The sequence below is a fragment of the Proteobacteria bacterium CG1_02_64_396 genome (assembly GCA_001872725.1).
Lineage (GTDB): Bacteria > Pseudomonadota > MNWR01 > CG1-02-64-396 > CG1-02-64-396 > CG1-02-64-396.
In genome coordinates this window covers 1-24,632 of the sequence record MNWR01000102.1, presented here as the reverse complement: position 1 = coordinate 24,632, position 24,632 = coordinate 1, and the positions used below count along the sequence as shown (strand labels likewise).

Sequence of the window (24,632 nt, the reverse complement as noted above, 5' to 3'; positions counted from 1 at the left end):
CCTCGACGGATTGGGTGGTTTTTCTGGTGAATTGGCGCAGCTGCATCGGTTATCCCTCCCCCCTCAATGAACAAACTAACTGCATTGAAGTTATTCATCAAGAGGGAACTGCAACCTACGTTACAAAAAGGTTGTTTTTTCGAAAATACACCTTTTTTCATCAGCCGCCGAGCTGGCTTTCGAGGATTCGCCCCAGGTGTTCGCGTTGCTGGGCGAAGTGTTGGGCCCGTTCGCCGACGAGCCCGGCAGTCGGGGGGGGCTTGATGCTGCGGGGATTGATAAACGTGCCGTTCTTGCGGAATTCAAAATGCAGATGGGGGCCGGTGGCCAATCCGGTCATGCCGACATAACCGATGATTTCGCCCTGCTGCACCCGGTCGCCTACCGACAAACCACGGGCAAAACCGCGCAGGTGGCCGTAGGCCGATTCGTAGGTGGCGTTGTGGCGGATGACCACGAAGTTGCCGTACCCCCCCTTCCAGCCCCGGAAGGTGACCCGACCATCCCCCACAGCCCGCACCGGGGTGCCGCTGGCGGCGGCGTAGTCGATGCCGGTGTGCTGTTTCCATGTCTTTTGAATGGGGTGGTAACGCATGCCATACGAGGAGGAGATGCGGGAAAACTTCAGGGGCGCCCGCAGGAAGGCGCGCACAATCGGTTTGCCCTCCTCGGTGAAATACTGGGGTTGTCCGGCACTGGCCTCGAACCGAACCGCCGTGTAGGTCTGTCCCTCGTTGGTGAAGCGGACCATCAAGATAGGGCCAGCCCCCGCCGATTTACCGTGATCGAACCGCTCTTCGAACAGCAGCGAAAACCGGTCGCCGGGGCGCAAATCCCTTGAGAAATCGATATCCCAGGCGAAAAGCTCGGCCATCTCCATAATCAGGTTTTCGGGTAATCCGGCCTCTTGGGCAGCCTCCCACAACGAAGAGCGGATCTCGCCACTGGCCGCCGTCACCCGTAACTCAAGGGGGTGCTCCTGCCATTGACCCTGCCACCCCTCGTCGTGCCGCTCCAGCAGAAGATCGCGGGTCCCGTCGGGGTAGCGAAACGAGGCGGGGAGGCTGCCCTCCAGCCCCACGGTGATCGGCACCCCCGCCTGCCAGCGGCCCACAGCCAGCAGCGGTTTAGCCGCTTTGGCCACCGCGTAGGATTCGGCGACGCTCCACCCCTGAGCCGAAAAGAGCTGCTCCAGGTTTTGCCCCGCGTTGAGCGCCACCACCAAGTCGCCCCCCCTCACATTCATGGCTGTTTCGGGATCGACCGCTCCGATTTCAAGGTCGCTCACCCAACGCTTGGCCTTGGGTTCGGGGGCGGAGGGGAGCGCTGTCTGAATCGTGATCCACCCTATCAACACCACCAGCGCAACCGAAACCTTGCGGGGCATGCGGCGCAGATGAGCGACGGCTGCCTTCAGGCGATTCCAGCGGCTGGGGGGGGTGGAACCGGGGATGCGGTGCAGGTAGGAACGGGGCCGCAGGGAATCAGACATCGCCCGATCTTTCGTCGGGGACGGCCTCGGAGGTCTCGGCAGGCGGCTCGATCCCCAACCAGGGGGCGAACTCGGCGATGGCCCGATCCCCCATGGCGGCCCGGCGCACCCCACGCCGCCCCTTGATTCCCTCCAGGGGGGCGAAGAGGCCAAAATGGACGTTGGAGGGGGCGAAGTGATCGGGCTCCGATTCGAGCAGGTGACGCAGCAGCGAACCCAGGGCGGTGGTGGGGGGGGGCAGTTCGGTCTCGCCTTGTCCACTCAAGCGGCGGGCCAACACCTCACCAACCCACATTCCGGTCGCCGCCGACTCCACATACCCCTCAACCCCGGTGATCTGACCGGCAAAATGTAGCCCTGGATGCCCCTTGAGGCTCAAGGCAGCGTCAAGCAAACGGGGGGCGCGGATGAAGGTGTTGCGGTGCACTGAGCCCATTCTGAAGAACTCGGCGTTCTCCAGCCCCGGAATGGTGCGCAGCACCCTTTGCTGGGCCGGGTAGGTCATCTTGGTCTGAAAACCGACCATGTTGAGCAGGCTTTTACGCCGGTTGTCTTGGCGCAGTTGCACGACGGCATGGTAGATCTGGCCGTTGCGGGGGTTGGTCAGTCCCACCGGCTTCATGGGGCCAAAACGGAGCGTCTCCCGCCCCCGCTCGGCCATCACCTCGACCGGCATACACCCCTCGAAGAAGGGGGTGTCCTCGAATTCGTGCAGCGGCACCTTCTCGGCTTCGAGCAGGGCGTCGACGAAGGTTTCGTACTGCATCCGATCCATCGGGCAATTGAGGTAATCGTCCCCCCCCTTGCCGTAGCGGCTGCCCCACCAACAGACGTTCATGTCGACCGTCTCGGCATCGACGATGGGGGCGATGGCGTCGAAGAAGGCGATGTGGGGCTCGCCAGTGAGGGTTTCGATGGCGGCGTGCAGAGGGGCTGAGGTTAGCGGGCCGGAGGCGAGCACCACCGGGGCGTCGCTGCCGTGTTCGGGGATGGCGGTGACCTCACGCCGCTCGATGGCGATGCGGGGGTGGGATTCGAGTTTTTGGGTGATCCAGGCCGAGAAGGCCTCCCGGTCGACCGCCAAGGCGCCGCCCGCCGGAACCTGGGTCGCTTGGGCCGCCTGCATGACCAGGGAGCCCATCATCTGCATCTCTTCTTTGAGCACCCCGACGGCGCTGGCCCGACCGGTCCCGCGCAGCGAATTGGAGCAGACCAGTTCGCCCAATCCCGACCCGGTGTGGGCTGCGGTTGAGACCACCGGGCGCATCTCGATCAGCCGTACCTCGACCCCCGCCTCGGCCAGGCGCCAGGCCGCTTCGCTTCCGGCCAGACCCCCGCCGACCACCGTCACCCGACTCAAGATTCAGAAGCTCCCGTCTTAGGTGTGACCCCGGCGGGATTCACCCCTTGGGGATAGACCTCGGCCAGGGGGGCTTTGAAGTCGCACCCCTCTTTGGCGCACAGTGCCTCGTCGCCCCGTTTGAGCCGCTTGGCGGTCAGGTAAGGCGCCTTGCACTTGGGACACGGCACCGGAATCGGCTCGTTCCACAAGGCGTTTTTACACTTGGGGTAACGGTTGCACGAAAAGAATATTTTGCCGCGCCGCGAGGTTTTCTCGACGAAATGTCCCTCGCCGCACTCGTCGCAGACGATGCCGGTATCGCGGGCCTCGGGTTTGGGATCGCGTACCACCGTCTTGCAGGTGGGGTAGTCGGAGCAGGCCTTGAACAGACCGAAACGGCCCTTGCGCATCGCCAACGGCTTGCCGCAGGTGGGGCACTGCGTCCCCTCCAAGATTTCTGGGGCCGAGGGCTCTTCACCCTCTTCGCGGATCGTCTCTTTGAATTTGCACTCGGGGTAGCCGGTGCAGGCGTAGAAACGGCCATACCGCCCGACCCGGATCACCAACGGTTTGCCACATTGGGGGCAGGGACGGTCGGAGCTCTCGGTCAACCCCTCGGCCTTGCTCACCCCCTTGTCGGTCGCCTTCACCGCCTCGGCGAAGGGATCCCAGAACTCCTTGAGTACCCCCTTCCAGGGCCGCTCGCCCCGGCTGATGGCATCGAGGTCGTCTTCGACATGGGCGGTGAAGGAGGAGTCGACGTAGCGAGGAAAGTGGGCGACCAAGAAGTCGCTGACCACCTTGCCGATCTGGGTCGGTTGAAACTGGCGGCTCTCCAGCTTGACGTAACCCCGCTCTTGAATCGTCGACATGATCGTGGCGTAGGTGGAGGGGCGGCCGATGCCGTAACTCTCCAGCGTCTTAACCAGAGTCGCCTCGTTGAAGCGTGGCGGAGGCTCGGTGAAATGTTGGTTGGGGAGCAGCTCGACCAGATCGACCGTTTGACCCACCTCAAGCGGGGGCAGGCGGCGTTGTTGGTCCTCTTCATCCTCGCTGGGGGTATCGCGCCCCTCTTCGTAAAGCTTGAGGAAGCCGTCGAAACGCAGGGTTGAACCCGAGGCGCGCAGCACGGCGCGGTCGTGGCCGATGTCGACCCCCACCACGTCGAACACCGCCGCATTCATCTGACAGGCGACCGCCCGCTGCCAAATCAAGGTGTAGAGCCGCAGTGGATTACGCCCCAGCACCCCTTTGAGATCGTCGGGGGTACGGGCCACATCGGAGGGGCGAATCGCCTCGTGGGCCTCCTGGGCATTCTTGGCTTTGGTCTTGTAGATCTTGGGGTTTTTGGGCAGATAGGGGGGGCCGAAGCGGTCGCCGATCAGGGCGCGGATGCCGTCGAGCGCCTCCTGCGACAGGGTGGTCGAATCGGTTCGCATGTAGGTAATCAAACCGACCGTCTCGCCGCCGATGTCGACCCCTTCGTACAACTCTTGGGCGGCCCGCATCGTCTGCTTGGCGCTCATTCCCAACTTACGACTGGCCTCTTGTTGCAGGGTCGAGGTGGTGAAGGGAGGGGCGGGGTTGCGCTTTTTCTCTTTCTTTTCGACCGTCAGCACCGTCAGCGGCGCCGCCTGCACCTCGACCACGGCGCGCTGCGCTGCGTCGCCGTTGTTGATGCTGAATTTGTCGAGTTTGTCTTCACCCAAGCGGCTGAGCTTGGCCGGGAAGGGTTTGGCCTTGCCCGCCTTGAGCTGGGCGTCGATGGTCCAGTATTCGCGGGGCTTGAAGGCCTCGATCTCGGCCTCGCGGTCGCAGATCAAGCGCAGCGCCACCGACTGCACCCGACCCGCCGACAGGCCACGGGTGACCTTCTTCCAGAGCAGGGGGGAGAGGGTGAAGCCGACCAGGTAATCGAGGGCGGAGCGGGCCTGCTGGGCGTCGACCAGATCGACCGCCACCTCGCGGGGGGCGGCCATCGCCTCTTGCACCGCCTTCTTGGTGATCTCGTTGAAGGAGACCCGCTTGACGTCGCGCCCCTCAAGCAGCCCCTGTTCTTCAAGCCACTGGGCCACATGCCAGGCAATCGCCTCCCCCTCGCGGTCGGGGTCGGTGGCCAGAATCAGCTGCTCGCGCCCCTTGAGTTCCTTGGCGATCCGATCGAGCTGGGTTTGGGAGTCTTTGAGGATTTCGTACCGAACGGCGAAGTCCTCGTCGGGACGGACCGATCCGTTGCGCCGAGCCAGGGCGCGCACGTGGCCGTAGGTCGCCAAAACCTTAGCGCCGTGACCCAGGAATTTTTCGATGGTCTTCGCCTTGGCGGGCGATTCGACCAGAACCAGTGGTCCTGCCATGGGGATCTCGAACGGTCTAAAGCGAGGGGTGGAGGGGATTGCTGGCTTGGTTTGAGAAACTCAAGGGCTCCTAAACCGGCCCCGCCGCAAGTCCATAGCGGTCCCCGGGAAGCAGATCGATATGACCGCTCAACGAAAGGTGGGCGAGAATGGTGGAAAGCTCCGGGAGTGTCAAACCGCTGCCCAGGGCCAGACGGTCCATCCCGGCGGGGCCGCTTTCGAGGATCGAAATGACCTTCAGGATCTGGGGATCGCTCGCCATGGGCAGCGCCGGTTGGGCCAGAGGGTCGTCCTCCAGGGGCCAGCCCTGCTGTTCGAGAATCTCCCCCACCTGGGTCACAAGGGTGGCCCCTTGGCGAATCAAACGGTGCCCCCCCGCATGGGCAGCGTCGGGGGGACCGGGCACCACCATCACCTCTCGTCCCAGATCGAGGGCGAGCCGAGCGGTAATCAAAGCCCCCGATTGCTCCCCTACCGCCGCCATCACCACCCCCCGGCTCAGGGCGGCGATCAATCGATTGCGCCAAGGGAAGTAGATCTTCTGGGGACGGGTGCCGGGGGGGTGTTCCGAGCACAGCAGGGAACCGCTGTCGAGCATGCGTTGGGCGAGTCGTTCGTTGTAGCGTGGTGTCGGGGCTTCAACCCCCGAAGCGAGCACCGCGATGGTACCGCCGCTGCCCCCAAGGGCGCCGGCATGGGCTGCGGCATCGACCCCCATCGCCAACCCGCTGACCACCGTCACCCCCTGCCTTGAGAGCCCCTCGGCCAGACGGCGCACTCCGTTCAGATCGACCGCCCCGGCCCGACGCGAGCCGACCAGCGCCACCCGCTTGGGGCGGTGCAGCAAAGCGAGGGGGCCACGTACATATAAAGCGGCGGGGGGGTCGGGCAGTTGGCGCAGCGATTCGGGCCAGTCGCCGTCCTCGGGGGTGATGATCTCGATCCCCTGTTTTTGGCAGGACATGAGAATGCTGCCCGCCGCCAGCTTCCAGCCGTCCCCCCCAGGCGAACTCAGGGGCAAGCGGGGATGGCTGCCAGCCTGCAACAGCCGCACCGGATCGCCCCCCTCGGCGGCCAACCCCTTGGCTAAGGTGGCGGGGGCCATCCCCCGCGCCGACAGGGCGATCCACGCCAAACGGCGGCTGGTGCCCTGGGCAGGCGCCAAAAGGGGCAGCATCGGGGGGGCCATCGGGGCGACTCTAGAAGGGGATTAAGGGCGCTGTGGCGGGGGGGGCTCGCCCAAGAAGCCGTAGCTGCGCCGCACTGGCTCCTTGGTCTCGACGACGATGGCAAACGCGCTACGTTCGTTGAGGGTCACCACCATCAAGGTGCCGATGATTTCGTTGGGCAACATCTGCACCCGGTCGGTCACCGGATCGGTGAAGGTGCCACCGGGGCGAATCAGCTTGAGGTATTCCCCCAAAACCAGCCCAGCGCCCATTCCCCGATTGAGGATAACGATCTGGTTTTGACCCGCCTCGTTCACCGGATCCATGAAATCGGCGATGCGGCCCACCACCCGGACGGGGGGGTCGACCGGAGTCAAGGTGGTGATCGGATCGCGGTAGGGGATCAAACGGTCTTCGGGGTGGATATCGGCAAAGGCGTTGGTGACCTCGGCTCGTTGAAAACCCCGCTCCGATTCGGAGTCGGTCACCAAGGTCCCCAGGTTGAGCACCACGGTACCAATCACCTTGCCGGTCTCGGGGTCGGTGACCTCCCGGTCGCGGCGCATCACTATGAACCGGGTTCCCTGGGGGGTTTCGTTGTCCAGGCGCACGTAAACCTTGTCGCCGGTGGCTATGGTGATCCGACCGTCGTAACTACGGGCGATGGCGCCCGCAGAACCGAACATCTCGGGGGTAACCAGATCGATACGCTCCAGGAAGGGGAGCATCAGGGCTCGGTCCTTGGTCTGAAGCTTATCGTGGCGGACGACCTCCTCTTCAACCACCTGCGGCCCAAGAACCTCGACGTTATCGGCGTAGCTGGGCTGTGGGGGCGGCGGCGGGGCCACAATCTGGGTGGGTTTTGGCTGCACCACCACATGCAATCGGCCATCCGCCCCCCGAATCAGAGCGATTTGATCGCCGGGGTAAATCAGATCGGGGTTGGTGATCTGGTGGTTGCCTTCCCAGATCTCCATCCAGCGAAAGGGATCCTTCATGAACTTGGCGGCGATCCCCCACAGGGTGTCGCCCTTCACCACGGTATAGACGGTCCCGACCGGCACCTGCATGTCTTCGACCTGTAGGGTGTCGCCCTCCACGGCCCGATTGGACTCGTCGGCCTGTGCCCCCGCCGCCATCCAACACAAGCTGGCACCGAGCAGCGCCGCCCCCATCCCCCGCCTTGGCTTTCGCATCCCCAACATTCACCCCTCCCCTTTGCGACCGAATCTAGGCTCGGTCCCTTGAATGAGTCGTCTGATGTTGCTGTGGTGTTTAAATACGATCAGCAGACATAGGCAGACCGCCAACCAGCGCATGGCGGGCTCGGCCCCCGAAAACCACACCACCGCCGGTAACACCAGCAGTGCCACCAGCGCCGACAGCGACGAGATTTTGGTCGCCATGAAGGTCGCCAGCCAGGAGGCCACCGCCGCCCCGGTCGCCAACGGATGGAGGACCGCAAAGACCCCCAGCCCTGTTGCCACCCCCTTGCCCCCCTTGAATCCCAAAAAAACGGGGAACAGGTGCCCCAGCACCGCCGCACCGGCAGCCGCCACCCCCGCCAAGGGATGATCGCTCAGCCCGAGCGCCAGCAGCACCGCCGCAGCCCCTTTGAGCATGTCGCCGATCAGGGTCAGCGCCCCCGCCTTTTTGCCACCCACCCGCAGGGCATTGGTCGCCCCGATGTTGCCGCTACCGCTTTGACGCAGGTCGCCCATGCCCATAACGCGGGCCACCACCACCCCGGTAGGAACCGAGCCGAGCAGGTAGGCGGCCAGGGCAATCGACAACAGTTCAAGGGACTCGGTCATGGAGCGTTCAAACCTGTGGTTTTGGGTCGACGGCCCCGATCAATAAAGGGCCGCATAGGCTTTTTCGATTTTTTGGGGATACACCCGGGAGGGCCAGGAGCCGTGGTAGGCCCCCAAGGCACGGGTTACCTTGCCCCCGTATTGCTTGAGATACCGGGCCAACACCTGACAACCCACATCGAGGTTCACTGCCGGTTTCATCAGATTGGCCCGAGGAACCGCCAGCACCTCGCGCCAGAAGGGCATGACTTGCATCAGCCCCAGCGCCCCAGCCTTGGAGACTGCATAGGGGTTGTAACCGCTCTCGACCCGAATCACCGCCGCCACCAGATAGGGGTCGAGGCTGTGACGTCGGGCGGCCTGAAGAATCTGAATCGCCAGCCCCTCGGGTTCGGCGGCGTGGAACACCCTGGCGTCGGTCGCCACCGAGGCGATAAAAACCCGGTCACTGGCCGTCAGCGGGATGGCCTCGTCGGCCTGGGCCGAAGCGGCGCCCAGCAACAGAATTGCGGCGAGCAACACCGTGGCAAGGCCCATGATCCCTCGACAGAGAATCACAGGGTCAGTCCTCGTCCTCCGCCATTTTGACCACCAACACCGGCATGGGGGCTTTGCGCACCACCTTTTCGGCGGTGGAGCCGAGCAGAATGTGGGCAAGGCCGCCGCGACCGTGACTGCCCATCACCAGCAAATCGGCCCCCGCCTCGGTCGCTCCCTCGACCAACGCCACATAGGGGGAATCGACCGTGCGGATGATGTGGGGATGAACCTCAAGCCCCTCCATGTCGGATCGGGCCAGCAACCGCCCCATCTGCGCCTCGGCGATCTTGGCCAGCTGATCGGCCATGTCGCCCAGGGGGACCATCATGCTGGGATCCTCGGGGTAGACGATCAGATCCTGCACCACGTGCAGGATGTCCAGCGCCGCGCCGTGCAGCTTGGCGGTGCGGATGGCATAAGAGAGGGCCAGATCGGCGTGGGGCGAAAAGTCGGTCGCCACCGCGATGTGTTCGTAAAAGGTCTGACGCAGATCGACGTTCATGATGACCTCCTTATGGTTCTTCGTTTTGGGGTGCCAGCAGCGCGGCAAGGTGGGTCACCGCCTCCTCCAACTTGACCTCTTCCTTCAACTTGGCGTCACGATGGGCCACCTCGACAATCCCCTTGCCGATCCCCCGTTTGCCCAGAACCCAACGGTAGGGCATCCCGAGCAGATCGGCCTCTTTGAATTTGATCCCCGGACGCAGGTCGCGGTCGTCGACCAAGGGCTCGATCCCAGCGTGTTGCAACTGCCCCTCAAGGCTGGCCCAGGCGGCGGCGACCTCGGGGTCCTCCCCATCCAGAACAACCACATGCAACCGGTAGGGGGCGACCCCCACCGGCCAGACGATGCCGTCTTCGTCGTGGTGTTGCTCGATCACAGCGGCGATCAAGCGGGAGACCCCAATGCCGTAGCAGCCCATCTCCATCACCTGGGCCTCGCCCGAGCCGTCGAGGAAGGTCGCCCCCATGGCGGCACTGTATTTGTTGCCCAGATGGAAGACATGCCCCACCTCGATGCCGCGCACCAGATTGAGCTCGCCACGACACCGGGGACAACCGTCATTTTGGGCCACCTGACGCAGATCGGCCACGTGGTGGGGGGCAATCCCCTCGTCCCGCCAGCTCAGACCGCGGACGTGGTGGTCGACCTCCCCCGCCCCGGCGGCGAACCGGGGCAGGGCGGCGGCCGCCTCGTCGACCCAGACCTCGATCCCCCCCTTCAAACCTTGGGGGCCGATAAAACCGGCCGGCTGGCCGGTCAGCTCAGCCACCCGCTCCCCGTCGACCATGATCCAATCGTCGACCCCGGTCGCCTTGCCCAGCTTGATCTCGTTGAGCTGATGATCGCCGCGCACGAAAACCAGCCGCACCTTGCCGTCGTCCCCTTGCAACACCAGCGCCTTCACCGTCTGGGCCGGATCGACCCCGAGCATCGCCGCCACATCCTCAATCGAGCTTTTGCCGGGGGTCGGCACCTTTTGCACCCCCTCCCCCGCCAAAGGCGCGACAACCCGGGGACGACCCACCGCCTGCTCCACGTTGGCGGCGTAATCGCAGGCGTCGCAGACCGCAAGAAGATCCTCCCCCGCCTCGGCCAAGACCTGGAATTCATGGGAGGCGCTGCCGCCGATGGAGCCGGTGTCGGCCTCCACCGCCCGAAAGCGCAGCCCCAACCGGGTAAAGATGCGGCCGTAGGCGTCGTACATCGCTCGGTAGGTGGCGGCGACATCCTCAGAGGTGGCGTGGAAGGAGTAAGCGTCCTTCATCACGAACTCGCGGGCCCGCATCACCCCGAAGCGGGGACGGATTTCGTCGCGAAACTTGGTTTGAATTTGATACAGCACCAGTGGTAATTGCTTGTAGGAACGTACTTGCGAGGCGACCAAATCGGTCACCACCTCTTCGTGGGTGGGGCCGAGTGCCATCTCCCGGTCGTGACGGTCTTTAAAACGCAGCAGCTCCTTGCCGTACTGTTCCCAACGCCCCGAGCTTTGCCACAGCTCCGCCGGTTGTACCATCGGCATCAACACCTCTTGAGCGCCGATGCCGTCCATTTCTTCGCGCACCACCTGCTCGATCCGCCGCAGCGCTTTGAGCCCCAGGGGGAGGTAGGTGTACAGCCCCGAGGTGACCTGGCGGATGAGACCGGCGCGAAGCATCAAACGGTGGCTGGCCAATTCGGCCTGGGCAGGGGTTTCTTTGAGGGTGGGGACCAGAAGGGTCGAGAGCTGCATGAGGGTGTCCGTCGCAAACCAAAGAGGGAAAAGAAAAAGCGCCCCAATCTTGCCCGATGGGGACAGACAATGAAACCTGACTTGAGGACCGCCTAACTCGGACTTGCAGGTCGGAAATACCCGTAACCACTGCCGTGAAGCGAAGAAATCAACAACCGCCTTCACTTAGGGCACTTACCCCACCCCCATGGAAGAGCCAGACTGGTTAAACTCTTGTAATATTTAGAAACATAATATATTACAATGACTTATAAGATATTTGCCCTAACTGTGTGCACAAGAAAGACACCCCACCCCTGCAAGGGACTTCTCCCGTTACCCACCCCTTTTCCACAAAGTTTTCCACAGAAATTGTTGGATACTTGGCGGAGCACACTCCCACCCGGTAACGAAATCCGAAAGACCCTACCTCTAGCGCCGTTGCACCCCCCCGCCGCCCCCCGCTACCCTCTGGGCTACTGCCAGTCAATTCAACCCCAACAGGAGCCCCCATGCCCCGCGACATCGTGTTAATCGAAGGATTGGTGGTCGATACCGTCATCGGCATCTACGACTGGGAGCGAGAGATCCGCCAACACGTCCGCATCGATTTAGAGATGGCCTGGGACAATCGCCCCGCCGGCGCCTCCGACGACATCGTCGACGCCCTGGACTACAAGAAGGTCTCCAAGCGGATCATCGCCCTGGTGCGGGAGGCCGAGTTCTTCCTGGTCGAAAAGCTGGCCGAGGAGATCGCCGCCACCGTCTTGAGCGAATTCAACGTCGCGTGGCTGCAACTCAAGCTCTCCAAGCCGGGGGCGGTGCGTGGTGCCGAGAACGTCGGGGTGCGGATCCAGCGCAGCCGAGCGGAGGGTTGACCGGTTGTTCGAACCCATCCCCCGTATCGCCTACGTCGCCCTGGGCAGCAATGTCGACCCGCAGCGCCACGTCCCCTTGGCTTTGGCCACTCTGCGCCGTCTTTGGCCCGATCTTGAAGTCGCCCCTATGTTCGTCACCGCCTCCCTGGGGCCCGACAACCAACCCGACGGCAAACCCGACTTCTGGAACACGGTGCTGCGCTTCACCACCGCGTGGAATCCCACGACCGTTCGGGCGGCGCTACGGCGGATCGAGCATCTGGTGGGACGTCGCCGCGACGGGGAGCGCTACGCCCCGCGCAGCCTCGATCTTGACCTGCTGCTGCTCGGCGACCTGATCGACTCGGGACTGCCCCACCGCGACTTGCAGCGTTACCCCTTCGTGCGCTGGCCATTGGCTCTGCTCGATCCCGAGCGCCAGCCCCCCTACGCCATGGTCCCCATCCGCACCCAATCGCTGCGCCTCGGTGATCCTCTGCATCTTCCCGAGCCTCTTGCCCTTTGACTGGTGGATCCGATGCCCGCCCTTGACCTGCTCATCCTCAACGCCCAGATCCTCGACGGCACCGGCACCCCGGCCTGTTTTGGATGGTTGGGGGTCCACGGTGGGAAGATCGCAGCCATGGGCGAGGGGCACCCCCCTGGCGATCTTCTGGCCGCTGAGCGCTGCGATGCCCAAGGTCTGACCCTAGCCCCCGGCTTCGTCGACGTGCATGGCCACTCGGAATACCACCTGCTGGCCGACCCCAGTGGGGCGAGCAAGGTGCTGCAAGGGGTGACCACCGAGGTTGCGGGCAACTGCGGCTACGGCGCCGCCCCGCTGCTCGGCAGGGAATGGGAGGAGCGGCGCAACGATTATTCGACCCATTTGGGCATCGACACCCCTTTCCGCACGGTGGCCGAATACGGATCCCACCTCGAATCGCTGCGGCCCGCCATGAACCTGGCGCTGCTGGTCGGTCACGGCAGTCTGCGTGCCTCGGTGATGGGGCGGGACGACCGTCCTCCGACGCATGAAGAGCTGCACACGATGGAGCGACTGCTGATCGAAGCGCTCGACCAAGGGGCGGTGGGACTGTCGCTGGGGCTGATCTACGCCCCCGGCCTTTATGCCCACCGCGAGGAGCTGGTGGCGCTGGCCCGCTGCCTGCGCGGCCGAGGGGTGCTGACCGCCCACATGCGCTCCGAAAGCGACGCGCTGATCGAGGCGATCGACGAGGTGATAGCGGTGGCCGCGCAGGCCGGTTGCCCCTTGCAGATCAGCCATCTGAAAACCAGCCGCCCCCACAACTGGCACAAGATGGCCACCGCCTTAGAGCGGGTCGAGCAGGCCCGGTTACAAGGGGTCGCGGTCCACATCGACCGCTACCCCTACACCGCCTCGAACACCACCGCCATGGTGATGCTCCCGGACTGGGCCAACGCGGGAACCAAGGAAGAAAAGCTTGCCCGGCTGCGCGACGCCAGCGCCCGCAACCGGATGCGAGAAGAACTCGCCCCCAAGGGGGATGACTACTGGGCGGCGGTGGTGATCGCCGATCTGGTCACCGAGCAAAATCGCCCTTTTATCGGGATGCGCCTGCCCGAGGCTGCGGCCAGCCGGGGGCAAGCGCCCCTCGATTTTCTGATCGACCTGCTCATCGAAGAGGGGACCTTCATCGCCATCTTCCTCTTCACCATGAGTGAAGAGAATTTGCGCCTGGTGCTGCAATCGCCCCACGCCTTCGTCGCCTCCGACGCCGCCACCCGTCCCATCGTCCCCGAGGGGCCGCTGGGGCGAGGACGGCCCCATCCACGCGCCTTCGGCACCTTCCCCCGGGTGCTCGGCAAGCTGGTGCGCGAAGAACAGTGGTTCACCCTTGAGGAGGCGGTGGCGAAGATGAGTCATCGACCGGCAAGCGCCTTCGGACTGCACGACCGGGGACGGCTGGCGGTGGGGCTGCGGGCCGATCTGGTGCTCTTCGATCCCGACGCCGTCGCCGACCGCAGCGATTTCAGCGACCCTTTCCAGGCGCCGGTGGGGATTGAGGGGGTCTGGATCGGGGGGGAACGGGTGGCGCAGGAGGGGCGGATGACCGAGGCGAGGCCGGGGCGATTTGCCCAGGCTATCGCCTGGACTTAGGAGTACAGGCGTTTGGCAAGAGCAAAGCGGTTCGCCTTGGGCTGTGGGAGGCGACCTCTGTCGCCGAAGCGAAGCTGCGTTGTGCGGTCGGAGATGGGTTGGGCTGAAGGGAACCGGGGTTGCCTCTTCATTCGCGGCCCTTCGACAGGATCAGGATGATCCGGACTGTCCGCCCCCACGGGCCCGGTTTCAATGTCTGCAAAAATTTGTAGGAGGCCCGCCCTCGGGCCGATCAGTCGGTCACCCCAGGCAACGCCGCAACCAACCGTGCCAGGGCCGCCTCGTCATTGAGATTTTCCCAACGCGGCCCTGAAACCGGCACCGGCTGCCAGGGGATTTGCTCCAGCAGCGCCATCATCCGCTCGGGGCCGGGCAGGTCGATGGCGAGCAACGCTGTACGGGGGTAGAGGGCGAACAAGGGCTGGGTTTTGCCGTCGATCACCGCCACCTGGGCCACCTCGCCCTCGGGGGACGAAAACACGGTAGGATCGGCCAAGGGCAGATCAACCGCCGCCACCAGCAGCCAATCGGCCTCGATGCGCCGAGCTGCGGCCAGCAGGGCGCGGGCCGGACCCCGGTCGGGGATCGCGTCGATCAACACCTGGTCGAGATGGGCGTCGTTGGGCACCGGTGTGTGAGGGGCGGCCACGGCGATCACCCGGTCGACACGGGGCCTCAAACGGTCGGCAACGTGGGCGAGCAATGAGCGCCCACCCAGCTCGACCCCCGCTTTAGCGCGTCCCATCCGGCGCGACAGCCCGCCACATAGGATCACCCCGGCGATCACAGGTTGGGTGCCCGGGTTATTCAATGCCGCCCCCAACGTGGGGCTTTCGTTTGACGCTTATTCTCAAGGAGTCCCCCATGGGTTCGCTTTTCCCCCCGGTCGCCGATCTGGCGACGCTCAAAAACCAACTCAAACGCTGGACCCAAGGCAAAAAGCTGGAGATCGCCGACTTCAACATTGCCGCACGCCTAGCCTGGCTGGGCCACGCCGTGCTGCGCAAGGTCGACCCTGAGGATCCCCAGGTCGCCAGCTGGTTTGTCTACATCGCCCCCCCTACTGCCATGGAACAGGCGATGCTCGAACTCGACGAGGAGTGGTTCGATGCCATATTTCTGGTCGACGGCGACCAGGCCGCCGCTTTGGCCAAAATCATTGAGGAGGGGGTACGAGCCCGCATGGGGGCCATTGAAACGTTGATCGGTCGGGATTTCTACTTCGAGGCCTTCTTTCACGGCGAGGAGGACGACGGCCAATGAGTCAACCGAAAGTGGTCCGCTGCCCCCAATGCGGCGGTCCGGCCCAGTGGAGCCAAGACAACCCCTTCCGCCCCTTTTGCTGCGAGCGCTGCAAGATGATCGATCTGGGGGCCTGGGTGACCGAAGAGCACCGGATTCCCGGCGAGAAGCTGGAGGATGAAGCGGTGTGGGATGGGGATGAGTCCCCCGAGGGAAAGGTTCTTCACTAACCACCGAGTTGGCGTCATTCGGGCCCCCGAAGGGGAACCCGGAATCCACCCAAACTCAATGAGCCGTCCTGGAGGTGGATCCCCGCTTTCGCGGGGATCACGCTTCAATTAGGCGCTTGCCTCTTGCACCTGTAGGTTTTCGACCGGATGCGGCTTGGCCTGCCTCTTGGCCTCGCGCCGGTCGTTGATGATCCGTACCCCAGCCAGAATGAAACCCAGGGCGATGAAGGCGCCGGGGGGCAGGATCATCATCAGCACCGGAATGTAATCGCCCCCGAAGATCGACACTCCGAAGATCGTCCCCATTCCGATCACCTCACGCACCGCCCCAAGCACGAACAGGGCGAAGGTGAACCCCAGCCCGGTCATCACCCCATCGAAGGCGGCTCGCGCCGGGGTCGTCTTGCTGGCAAAGGCCTCGGCCCGCCCGAGGATGGCGCAGTTCACCACGATGAGCGGGATGAAGAGCCCCAGGGTTTTGTGCAGGTCGTGGACGTAGGCGTTCATGGTCAGGTCGACCACGGTGACGAAGCTGGCGATCACCACGATGTAGGCGGGAATCCGCACCTCGCGGGGAATCCAGTGGCGGATCAGCGAAACCACGAAATTGGCCCCGATCAACACCACCATCGAGGCCAGCCCCATGGCAATGCCATTCTCGGCGGTGCTGGTCACCGCCAGCAGGGGGCACATTCCCAAAAGCTGAGCAAAGACGGCGTTGTTGTTCCAAAAACCGTCGGCGGCAATGGAGGAGTAGCTTTTATCTTCCATCTCGGACCTCGGTTAGTTGTGAATGCCCAGAATGGTCAGTCGATGCGACTGAAACTCATCCAGTCCGTGTTTCACCGCCTTGACCACGGCACGGGGGGTGATGGTCGCGCCGGTGAACTGGTCGAAGATCCCCCCATCCTTTTTCACCTTCCAGTGCGCTTCGTCGGGATTGCCGAGCGCTTTGCCCTTGAAGAAGTCGACCCAGGCATGATCGAGGACGATCTTATCGCCCAGGCCGGGGGTCTCGGCGTGCTGCACCACCCGGATACCGCTGAGCACCCCAGCGGCGGTTACCCCCATGAGGATGTCGATCCGTCCCGAATAACCGTCGGGGGCGGTCTCGACGAAGGCGGCACCGACCACCTCTTTGCCGATGCGCGCCCGATAAACGGTGCGGGTGCCTCCGGCAGGATCGCCAATCGCCAGCTCCACCGTGTCTTGATCGGGGGCGTTGTCGAAGGGGGGAAGCACCACAGTCAGTCCGGCCAGGATCTCTTGCCGCACCGCCTCTTGAATCGGCCCGCGGGTCGCCTGCTCCACCCCCGCCAAAATGCCGGTCGCCACCACACCCACCGCGCCCAGAATCAGGGCCATCTTCGCCACATCCTTCATCGTGCGCCCCCCTTAAAACCCTGGACCTTACGGCCATGACCGTAGACACGGGGACGGGTGTACTGATCGATGAAGGGGACTGCCATGTTCATGATGACGATGGCGAACGACACCCCCTCGGGGTAACCGCCCCAGGTGCGGATGACGTAGGTCAGGATGCCGATGCTCGCCCCGAAGATGAGCTGCCCCTTGGGGGTGGTCGGGCTGGTGACCATGTCGGTAGCCATGAAGAGGGCGCCGAGGATCAAACCGCCCGAAAACAGATGCAGCATGGGGTCGAGGTAATGGGTGGGATCGAGGGTCCAAAAGATCGCCGCCATCCCCACGGTCGCGCCGATCATCGCCACCGGGATGTGCCAGGTGATGATTCGTTTGAATAGCAAAACCGCGCCGCCGAGCAAGAGGAGCAAGGCCGAAACCTCGCCCAAGCTCCCCGCCGAGCGGCCCAACATCAGATCGACCCAGCTGTAGCCGGGATACCCCGACCCCGCCGTCAGCGCCTCACCCACCGTTGCCCCAGCCGAGAGTTCGGTGCGGTATTGCCCCAACAGCGAGGCCGAGGTGACGGTATCCCAGGTGACCCCTTGGGGCAGGATCGAACCGAAGGTCACCGCCAGACCCTGCATGAAGTTGTAGGGGTCGAGCCCGGCGTCGAGCAGAAAAATGGGGGTCGGCCAGGTCGTCATGTGGACCGGGAACGACACCAGCAAAATCACGCGGGCAATCAGGGCGGGGTTGAAGGGGTTGTAACCCAGACCGCCGTAGATCTGCTTACCGATGACGATGGCGACCACCGAGCCGAGCACCGTCAGCCACCAGGGGGCGTAGGGGGGCAGGGTCATCGCCAGCAACAGACCGGTCAGGGCCGCCGAGCCATCGCGCACCCGATTGGGGCGCCCCATGGCGCGCAAAGTCAGCCATTCGGCGACCATGGCGCTACCGATTCCGAGAAAGAGTGTCCAGAAGGCGGGCCAGCCAAAGCAGTAAACACCCCAGGCGGCGGCGGGGAGTAAAGCCCCCACCACCCAATACATGATGGTGTCGACCGCAGCGCCGGAGTGAATGTAGGGGGATGCCAGTACCCGGCCGCTCATGCCTGCTCTCCACTCGTCTCTTCGGCAGCCTGTGCCACCTTGGTCGCGTCGGCCTCTTGCTTAGCCGCCGCCATCTTGGCCTTGACCTCCTCGCGCTTGCGCCGTTTTTCCTCCTCCTCCCGCTCGATGCGTGCCTTCTTGGCGTCGGAGCGCTCCTTGGCCTCGTCGGCTTTGCGCTTTTCGCGCTCGGCAAACCAGATCTGGCTCTTGGCGTAGCGGAAGTAGTGGACCAACGGAATCCGGGAGGGGCAAACGAAGGCGCAGCAACCGCATTCAATGCAATCGAACAGGTCGTATTCCTGGCTGCGCTCGAATTGATCGGTCTTGGCAAACCATCCCAATTCGTTGGGCAGCAGCCCGGTCGGGCAGGCCGTGACGCAGCGGGCGCAGCGGATGCAGGGGTCGGGATTGCGCTCCTGCACGGAGCCGTCCATGACCAGGATGCCGCCGATCCCCTTGACCAACGGAGCATCGGGATTGAGCAGGATCGTCCCCATCATCGGACCGCCCAGGATCGCGGTGGCGCGGTTCATCACCTTCTCGTCGACGCCGCAGGCGGCCAGGATTTCACGCAGCGGGGTGCCCAAACGGACCCGCAGGTTCTTCGGCCGCGGAACCAACGGGCCGGTCACCGTCACCACCCGGCTGACCAACGGTTCGCCGGTGGTCAGCAGATGGTGGACCGCCCAGGCGGTCCCAACGTTTTGCACCACCAACCCGACGTCGAGTGGCAACCCGTGGCTGGGGACCTCAAGCCCGAACAGCGCCTGAATCAGCTGCTTTTCGGAACCCTGCGGATACCGGACCGGCAACACCTCGACGCCGATCTCGGGGTAGGGGGCCGCCGCCTGCTTCATCGCCGCGATGGCGTCGGGCTTGTTCGCTTCGATGGCGATGACGATGTTGGCCGCCCCAACCGCGCGGGCCATCGCCCGTCCCCCGGCGATGATCGCCTCGGGGGCCTCCAGCATCAAACGGTGGTCGCAGGTCAGGAACGGCTCGCACTCGACCCCGTTAAGCACCAGGGTTTCGACCGGATGGTTCGAGGGGGGGGAAAGCTTCACCGCCGTGGGGAAGGAGGCGCCGCCCAATCCGGTCAAACCGGCCAGCCGCACCGCCTCGCGCAGGGTGTCACGGCCCAGCTTGCCACAATCGCCCAGCGCCTTGAGTCCGAGATCGGGGGTGAATTGCCCGTCGGAGGCGATGACGATGCAGGGAACCGCCAAACCCGAGGCGTGGGTCGAGGGACGGTTTTCGATGGCGGTAACAGTCCCCGAAACGGAACTGTGCAGCGGGGCGGAGATAAAACCGGTAGCGCGGGCCACGGTTGTCCCCACAAAGACCCGGTCCCCCACCGCCACGACCGGCAACGCCGGGGAGCCGATGTGCTGGTTTAGGGCAAGGATCACCTCACCTTGCGGATCGAGGGTTTCGATGGCGGAACCTTGGGTCGCCTTTTTCTCGGTCGGAGGGTGCACCCCACCCCGGGCAAAGGTGTGTCCCAACGCCCCTTTGACGAGCTTTACGAGCATGGGATCAAGCCGCCTTTTTCGATGCGGAGGGGGCGTCGTCCGAGGCTTGGTTCTCCTCGGCAGAGGGGGCGGAGGGCGGCACCTTGTCGGGGCTGCTCCAGCGCCATTGGCGCACGTCGGGGGGAAGGGGCTGCATGGTGATGCAATCGGCGGGACAGGGGGCCAGGCACAGCTCGCACCCGGTGCAGGCGCCGCGCACCACGGTGTGGTACTGCTTGACCGCCCCCACGATGGCATCGACTGGGCAGGCCTTCAGACAAAGGGTGCAGCCAATGCACGCCGACTCGTCGATGACCGCGACCTTGGGGACGGGCTCCGCCCCATCCAAGGGCTTGGGGGCGACCCCCAGCAGCTCGGCCAGCTCGCGAATCACCCGCTCCCCACCAGGGGGGCAGAGATTGATGTCGGCCTCGCCGTTGGCGAGGGCCTCTGCGTAGGGCTTACAACCCGGATAGCCGCATTGACCGCATTGGGTCTGCGGCAAAATCGCGTCGACTTTTTCGACCAGAGGGTCTTCCTCGACGCGAAGCCGCTTGCCGGCGTATCCGAGTCCCAGCCCCGCCAGGAGAGCAAGCCCCCCCAACGTCAGGATCGCGGACAGCATGGGGAACTCCACAGGATTTATATGAAAGATTGAGAAGGTTCATGAAATTCAAGCCTTGACCAAACCGGCGAAGCCGAGAAACGCCACCGACATCAACCCGGCAGTCACCATGGTGATGGCGGGCCCTTGAAAGGCCCGGGGGATGTCGGCGCGATCAATCCGCTCGCGCAGTCCGGCAAAGAGGACCAACACCAGTGCAAAGCCCAGGGCGGCACCGACCCCGTAAAAGGTGCTCTGCAAGAAGGTGTGCTCCTGCTGAATGTTCAGGATCGCCACGCCCAACACCGCGCAGTTGGTGGTGATGAGGGGCAGAAAGATCCCAAGGGATTGATAAAGAACGGGTGAGGCCTTGTGGATGACGATCTCGGTGAGCTGCACGAGGCTGGCGATCACCAAAATGAAGGAGATCGTTTGCAGGTACTCAAGCCCGAAGGGGACGAGCAGCCAGTGCTGGATCACCCACGACATCACCGAAGCCAGGGTCATCACGAAAAGCACCGCCAGCGACATTCCGGCAGCGGTCTCTACCTTCTTGGAGACCCCAAGAAAAGGGCAGACGCCGAGAAACTTGGCCAACACGAAGTTGTTGACCAGGACGGTCGATACCAGGATGAGAACGATCTCGGTCACAAGCGACCCTATTCAAAAATTCAAGTTGAGCAGTAACGGAAGCAATCACAACGTCGCAAAGGTAAGGCCAACCGGCAACCAACCGCTTTGCCCTTATTTTTGAAAGGTTTTTTCCAAGCGGCCTCGGTCGAAAAGGCGACAAGACCACGGCTTTGTCATAAAGCCAACGCCCCCCTGTTTGAGAGGGCGGGATCCTAGCGGTCAGGGGTAAAACCGGTCAAGAAAAGGGGGCGGAAATACCGGGGCTGTCAAGGGAATTTCCCCTTTGGCAGCGCGGCTGTTCAGCCCCCTTCCCGGTCCCAAAGCGATCACGGGCTTAAATCCAGTACGAGCCCTTAGTCAGCAATTTGCTGCTGAGTTTCATCAGCGACGGAATCGGTTCGGGGAGCTCCGCCCCGCCGTGGTGCAAGGCCATGTCGCGATGATGCCCCTCGTCGACCTGCATCTGCTGGACCACCGCCTTGGCGCGCATCGCCTGATCGGGCATGGTCTCCAAGTGCCCCTGAAGGTGATCGACCACCTGTTTTTCGGTTTCGGCCAAAAAGCCGAGGTTCCAGCGATCCCCAGCAATCCCCGCCGCCGCCCCCAGGGCCACCGATCCTGCGTACCAAATCGGATTCAGCAGCGACACCCGCCCCCCCAGCTCGTGCACCCGGTCGGCGCACCAAGCCAGATGGTCCTCCTCCTCGTTCATGGCGTGATGGAGTTTGTCGACCAGCTCTGGGTGGTTGGCGGTCAGGCTTTGCCCCTGATAGAGCCCCTGGGCCGCCACCTCTCCGGCATAGTTGACCCGCATCAACCCGATGACGTGCCGCTTTTCGGCCTCGGTCATCGGCTGGGGATCTTCGACCTCAGCCCCCGGATCGGGGCGGTGGTGGATCGGCGACGCGGTGAGGGTGCGCAGGGCGCGGTCGAGATGGGGGATCAAGCGGTCGGCAAGGGAGGGTCTACGTTTCATGGCCACCTCGGTTTTGCGAAATGCGGTCGAGGGGCAGAAGTTACCATAGATTGGGGATGGACAAGGGGGGAATCCCGATTTGGGGCATGAAGGGATTTGGGCCACAATCCCCGGCGTTTTCCCTGGCCCAGATGCAATGCTGGCGCAGATAGCACCGCCGAACCCCACCTGTCCCTCTCACCGGCAGGAAGCCCCCAACGGGGGACAGGTCGGGGTGAGGGTAGCCCCCCATAACCGAATCGTCGCAGTGTGCGGCAAGCCACATCAAGCCGTGCACATCAAAGGAACAGCTAAACCCATGTCCCTTTTCACCTCGATCTTCCTCGCCCTCCTCGCCCTCTCCCTCACCGTGGAGTGGTGGCTGGCGCTGCGCCACATCGGTTTTGTCGCCCGCCATGCAGGCCAAGTCCCTCCCCGTTTCGAGGGGGCGATCTCGCTCGCCGAGCACACCAAGGCGGCCCGTTACACCGGGGTCAACACCCGAATGTCGATGTGGGAGGTGGGCATCGGCGCGTTGATTGTGCTGGGGTGGACGTTGGGGGGCGGGCTGAACAGCCTCGACCAACTTTGGCGCACCTTTGCCCTGGGGCCGGTCGTCACCGGGACCGGGGTGCTGATGTCGCTGGCGCTGATCGGTACGGTGTTGGAGATCCCGATGACTTGGTGGAAGACCTTCAAGGTCGAAAGCCGTTTCGGCTTCAACCGCACCACACCGGCCCTGTTTTGGAGCGACACCCTGAAAAACGCGGTGGTGATGTTGGCGGTCACCCTGCCGCTGGCTTGGGTCGCCCTGCTGCTGATGAGCGCCGCCGGCCCCTTGTGGTGGCTGTGGCTATGGGGGGTGTGGATGGGGTTCATCGTGTTGATGATCTGGATCTACCCCACCTTCATCGCCCCCTGGTTCAACACGTTCAACCCCCTTGAGGATGGGGAACTCAAACGCCGGATCGAAGCGCTTCTGGCCCGCAGCGGTTTCACCAGCCAGGGGATTTTCGTCATGGACGGCAGCCGCCGCTCCAGCCACGGCAACGCCTACTTCACCGGCTTCGGCAAAAGCAAGCGGATCGTCTTTTACGACACCCTGATCGAACGGCTGAGCCCCGACGAGATCGAGGCGGTCCTGGCCCACGAGCTGGGCCATTTCAAACTGCACCACATCCGCCGTCGTCTGGTGCTAACGGGGCTCACCTCGCTGGCGGCACTGGGGATTCTGGGCTGGCTGGCTGCAGAACCCTGGTTCTACGCCAGTCTTGGCGTCGCCACCCCCTCCCCCCATGGCGCCATCGCCCTGTTTTTGCTGGCGATGCCGGTCTTCAGCTTCTTCCTTGATCCCTTGATGGCGCTCTATTCGCGCCAACACGAGTTCGAGGCCGACCGCTACGCCGGACAGCAAACCGACCGCCACGACCTGGTCACCGCACTGGTCAAGCTCTACGCCGACAACGCCGCCACCCTCACCCCCGATCCCCTTTATTCGGCGTTTCACGACAGCCATCCGCCCGCGCCGATTCGAGTGGCGCGGCTGGAGGGGGAGTAAGGAAAACTCCGCCGCTTCAGGGGCCGCCTTGCAATACCTCGTCGCTCCCCCGATAGGGGTATTCGAGCGCCCCTGGCCGCGCAGCACATACTCGGTGTGCTCCTGCAACGCCGCCTCGACGTGGGGTGGGATCATCTTGTGGTGCAGGCGGGGTTTCGGGTGGATTCAGGATTCCCCTTCGGGGCTCCGGAATGACGCCTTTCCCTTTTGCGATCAACCCCCTCAAGCTCGCCCGACGTTGCGGTCGTTCGGGGTGTGGTAATAGGTGCTGTTCTCGGCCATCTCTTTGGCCATCTGCATCAAATCACCCATCCGCTCCTCGGCGGTGTGCAGACATTCGTTGCATTTGGGGTCTTCGCAGGGCTGGCGGCTGTAGAGCCAGTAATGGATCGCTCCGGCCAACAGGCCGTCGGCGATGTCCCAAATGTCGGCCTCCTGGTCGGCGTCGGCGAGTTGGTTGGCCAGCTCCACCGATTGTTGGGCGGCCAGGTCGTAGGGGGTGTTGGGTTCTTCGTGGACGTGGCGCATGGCGGTCTCGCTGGAGGTTGAGGATCAAACGTCGTGGGGGGATTTTGCCCCGAATGGGCGGGAAGGGGTATGGGGGGGATTTCAAAAGCTTTTTTCAGCGATGACGCAGATGAACGCAGATTATAAAAGCGAGGGTGGAATGGGGGCGGGGGTTGTTCGCGCCATCCCTCGACAAGCTCGGGATGATCGGGTTTTTTGGGGAAAGCGGCCTGTGGCAGGAGTAGAAGCCCGGTCTGCGGGCGATGCAGCCGGTGCCCCAACCTCCGTCGAACCGCTCTTGCGGATGGTCTTTCCCTCCAAATCCAATCCTGCGTTGACCGTGAATCGCCCGGAGACCGGGCTCCTACCATAGGATCGAGCGTTCGTGGCAAGTCGGAGCGCTGTTTTTAGGAGCCTGTCGGACTTACCGGTCCACCACCCCACCCCCCTCGAAGCGCCATCCCCGCGCAGGCAATGTGGTAGGAGCGCCGCCCCCGGCGCGATTGCGTCCCGCCCCCCCCACGGCGTCATCCCCGCGCAGGCGGGGATGACGCCGGGATGGGGGCTTCAAGGCCTGGACCGACGCAAAAGCCATTGCGCGTAGGAGGCCTCCCCGTGGCCGAACCTCAAGTCCGACAGACTCCTAGGAGTCTGTCGGACTTGCCCCATCCCCCTATTGGGGGAGCGCTAAACCGTCGTTGATTGTCGTACCCGAGTCGGCGAGCAGGGCTGAGTGAACGGGGGGCTGTTTTGTGCGCGATTGAGGGGCTGAAACGGCGTTGCCCCGTGGACAGCGAGCCTTATTCAGGCCATGCGCAGCACATTCATCCGTTTCAGGTTCCAGGCCAACGCCACCAGGATCCATTCGCCACTGACCTTCGCCAGGCCGCGCAGCGAAAACTGCCGGAATCCCATCACCTGTTTGATGATGCCGAAAACCGGTTCGACGGTTTGTTTTCGCAGCGCGTACAGATCCCGGCCCCGTTGG

General features: G+C 63.8%; 25 protein-coding genes. 6 read left to right on the top strand and 19 right to left on the bottom strand.

The window, feature by feature from the left end; genetic code table 11:
• Positions 1-160: 160 nt before the first annotated feature.
• From AUJ55_12025 to AUJ55_11985, 9 genes are all read right to left on the bottom strand, one after another.
• Positions 161-1,492: a hypothetical protein gene (locus AUJ55_12025; GenBank protein ID OIO54255.1), complete on the bottom strand. Its 1,332-nt coding sequence runs from the start codon at positions 1,490-1,492 to the stop codon at positions 161-163.
• The gene (locus AUJ55_12020; protein OIO54254.1) at positions 1,485-2,855 is read right to left on the bottom strand and encodes a methylenetetrahydrofolate--tRNA-(uracil(54)-C(5))-methyltransferase (FADH(2)-oxidizing) TrmFO; all 1,371 of its coding nucleotides are present in this window, start codon (positions 2,853-2,855) and stop codon (positions 1,485-1,487) included. Before AUJ55_12020 ends, AUJ55_12025 begins: the two co-directional genes overlap by 8 nt.
• Positions 2,849-5,188 carry a DNA topoisomerase I gene (locus tag AUJ55_12015; protein OIO54253.1) on the bottom strand — a complete coding sequence of 780 codons (2,340 nt, stop codon included), beginning with the start codon at positions 5,186-5,188 and terminating at the stop codon, positions 2,849-2,851. The genes AUJ55_12020 and AUJ55_12015 overlap by 7 nt, the downstream gene beginning before the upstream one ends.
• Before the next feature lie 70 nt (positions 5,189-5,258).
• Positions 5,259-6,377, bottom strand: a complete 1,119-nt coding sequence (locus tag AUJ55_12010; GenBank protein OIO54252.1) for a DNA protecting protein DprA — start codon at positions 6,375-6,377, stop codon at positions 5,259-5,261.
• 21 nt (positions 6,378-6,398) lie between these two features.
• A complete protein-coding gene (locus tag AUJ55_12005) occupies positions 6,399-7,562 on the bottom strand; it encodes a hypothetical protein (GenBank protein ID OIO54251.1) in 1,164 nt (387 codons plus the stop codon).
• Complete coding sequence (locus tag AUJ55_12000) at positions 7,563-8,171, bottom strand: hypothetical protein (protein ID OIO54250.1); 609 nt, start codon at positions 8,169-8,171, stop codon at positions 7,563-7,565.
• Positions 8,172-8,210: 39 nt separating this feature from the next.
• On the bottom strand, positions 8,211-8,708 hold the full coding sequence (locus AUJ55_11995; protein OIO54249.1) for a hypothetical protein: 498 nt from the start codon (positions 8,706-8,708) through the stop codon (positions 8,211-8,213).
• 25 nt (positions 8,709-8,733) lie between these two features.
• Positions 8,734-9,213, bottom strand: a complete 480-nt coding sequence (locus AUJ55_11990) for a hypothetical protein (protein ID OIO54248.1) — start codon at positions 9,211-9,213, stop codon at positions 8,734-8,736.
• 10 nt (positions 9,214-9,223) lie between these two features.
• Entirely contained in the window at positions 9,224-10,948 is a 1,725-nt protein-coding gene (locus tag AUJ55_11985) for a proline--tRNA ligase (protein ID OIO54247.1), read from the bottom strand.
• 491 nt (positions 10,949-11,439) lie between these two features.
• On the opposite strand from AUJ55_11985, the gene AUJ55_11980 reads away from it, so the two are divergent.
• From AUJ55_11980 to AUJ55_11970, 3 genes are read left to right on the top strand one after another with little or no spacing between them, the layout of a single operon-like run.
• Entirely contained in the window at positions 11,440-11,805 is a 366-nt protein-coding gene (locus AUJ55_11980) for a dihydroneopterin aldolase (protein ID OIO54246.1), read from the top strand.
• A gap of 4 nt (positions 11,806-11,809) precedes the next feature.
• Positions 11,810-12,310 carry a 2-amino-4-hydroxy-6-hydroxymethyldihydropteridine diphosphokinase gene (locus AUJ55_11975; protein ID OIO54245.1) on the top strand — a complete coding sequence of 167 codons (501 nt, stop codon included), beginning with the start codon at positions 11,810-11,812 and terminating at the stop codon, positions 12,308-12,310.
• A gap of 12 nt (positions 12,311-12,322) precedes the next feature.
• Complete coding sequence (locus AUJ55_11970; GenBank protein ID OIO54244.1) at positions 12,323-13,927, top strand: hypothetical protein; 1,605 nt, start codon at positions 12,323-12,325, stop codon at positions 13,925-13,927.
• A 232-nt stretch (positions 13,928-14,159) separates the two neighbouring features.
• Here AUJ55_11970 and AUJ55_11965 read toward each other — a convergent pair whose 3' ends face one another.
• The gene (locus AUJ55_11965; GenBank protein ID OIO54243.1) at positions 14,160-14,738 is read right to left on the bottom strand and encodes a hypothetical protein; all 579 of its coding nucleotides are present in this window, start codon (positions 14,736-14,738) and stop codon (positions 14,160-14,162) included.
• Between the two features lie 53 nt (positions 14,739-14,791).
• On the opposite strand from AUJ55_11965, the gene AUJ55_11960 reads away from it, so the two are divergent.
• A complete protein-coding gene (locus AUJ55_11960) occupies positions 14,792-15,190 on the top strand; it encodes a hypothetical protein (GenBank protein ID OIO54242.1) in 399 nt (132 codons plus the stop codon).
• Entirely contained in the window at positions 15,187-15,399 is a 213-nt protein-coding gene (locus AUJ55_11955) for a DNA gyrase inhibitor YacG (GenBank protein OIO54241.1), read from the top strand. The genes AUJ55_11960 and AUJ55_11955 overlap by 4 nt, the downstream gene beginning before the upstream one ends.
• Positions 15,400-15,507: 108 nt before the next feature.
• On the opposite strand, the gene AUJ55_11950 is transcribed toward AUJ55_11955, so the two are convergent.
• The 7 genes from AUJ55_11950 to AUJ55_11920 form a co-directional block, all read right to left on the bottom strand.
• The gene (locus AUJ55_11950; protein ID OIO54240.1) at positions 15,508-16,170 is read right to left on the bottom strand and encodes an electron transport complex subunit RsxE; all 663 of its coding nucleotides are present in this window, start codon (positions 16,168-16,170) and stop codon (positions 15,508-15,510) included.
• Between the two features lie 12 nt (positions 16,171-16,182).
• The gene (locus tag AUJ55_11945; protein OIO54239.1) at positions 16,183-16,782 is read right to left on the bottom strand and encodes a hypothetical protein; all 600 of its coding nucleotides are present in this window, start codon (positions 16,780-16,782) and stop codon (positions 16,183-16,185) included.
• A complete protein-coding gene (locus AUJ55_11940; GenBank protein OIO54238.1) occupies positions 16,779-17,876 on the bottom strand; it encodes a hypothetical protein in 1,098 nt (365 codons plus the stop codon). Before AUJ55_11940 ends, AUJ55_11945 begins: the two co-directional genes overlap by 4 nt.
• Positions 17,873-19,408: a hypothetical protein gene (locus tag AUJ55_11935; GenBank protein ID OIO54237.1), complete on the bottom strand. Its 1,536-nt coding sequence runs from the start codon at positions 19,406-19,408 to the stop codon at positions 17,873-17,875. Before AUJ55_11935 ends, AUJ55_11940 begins: the two co-directional genes overlap by 4 nt.
• A 4-nt stretch (positions 19,409-19,412) precedes the next feature.
• Entirely contained in the window at positions 19,413-20,012 is a 600-nt protein-coding gene (locus tag AUJ55_11930; protein OIO54236.1) for an electron transport complex subunit RsxB, read from the bottom strand.
• Positions 20,013-20,060: 48 nt separating this feature from the next.
• Positions 20,061-20,642 (bottom strand): electron transport complex subunit RsxA, encoded by a 582-nt coding sequence (locus AUJ55_11925; GenBank protein OIO54235.1) that lies wholly within the window; start codon positions 20,640-20,642, stop codon positions 20,061-20,063.
• 316 nt (positions 20,643-20,958) lie between these two features.
• Entirely contained in the window at positions 20,959-21,600 is a 642-nt protein-coding gene (locus AUJ55_11920; protein OIO54234.1) for a demethoxyubiquinone hydroxylase family protein, read from the bottom strand.
• Between the two features lie 298 nt (positions 21,601-21,898).
• On the opposite strand from AUJ55_11920, the gene AUJ55_11915 reads away from it, so the two are divergent.
• Positions 21,899-23,137 (top strand): peptidase M48, encoded by a 1,239-nt coding sequence (locus AUJ55_11915; protein ID OIO54233.1) that lies wholly within the window; start codon positions 21,899-21,901, stop codon positions 23,135-23,137.
• Between the two features lie 222 nt (positions 23,138-23,359).
• Here the strand turns inward: AUJ55_11915 and AUJ55_11910 are convergent, their stop codons facing one another.
• Positions 23,360-23,665 carry a hypothetical protein gene (locus tag AUJ55_11910; GenBank protein ID OIO54232.1) on the bottom strand — a complete coding sequence of 102 codons (306 nt, stop codon included), beginning with the start codon at positions 23,663-23,665 and terminating at the stop codon, positions 23,360-23,362.
• A 783-nt stretch (positions 23,666-24,448) separates the two neighbouring features.
• Positions 24,449-24,632: IS5 family transposase (locus AUJ55_11905; GenBank protein OIO54231.1), on the bottom strand; the 184-nt coding region annotated here is incomplete at its 5' end.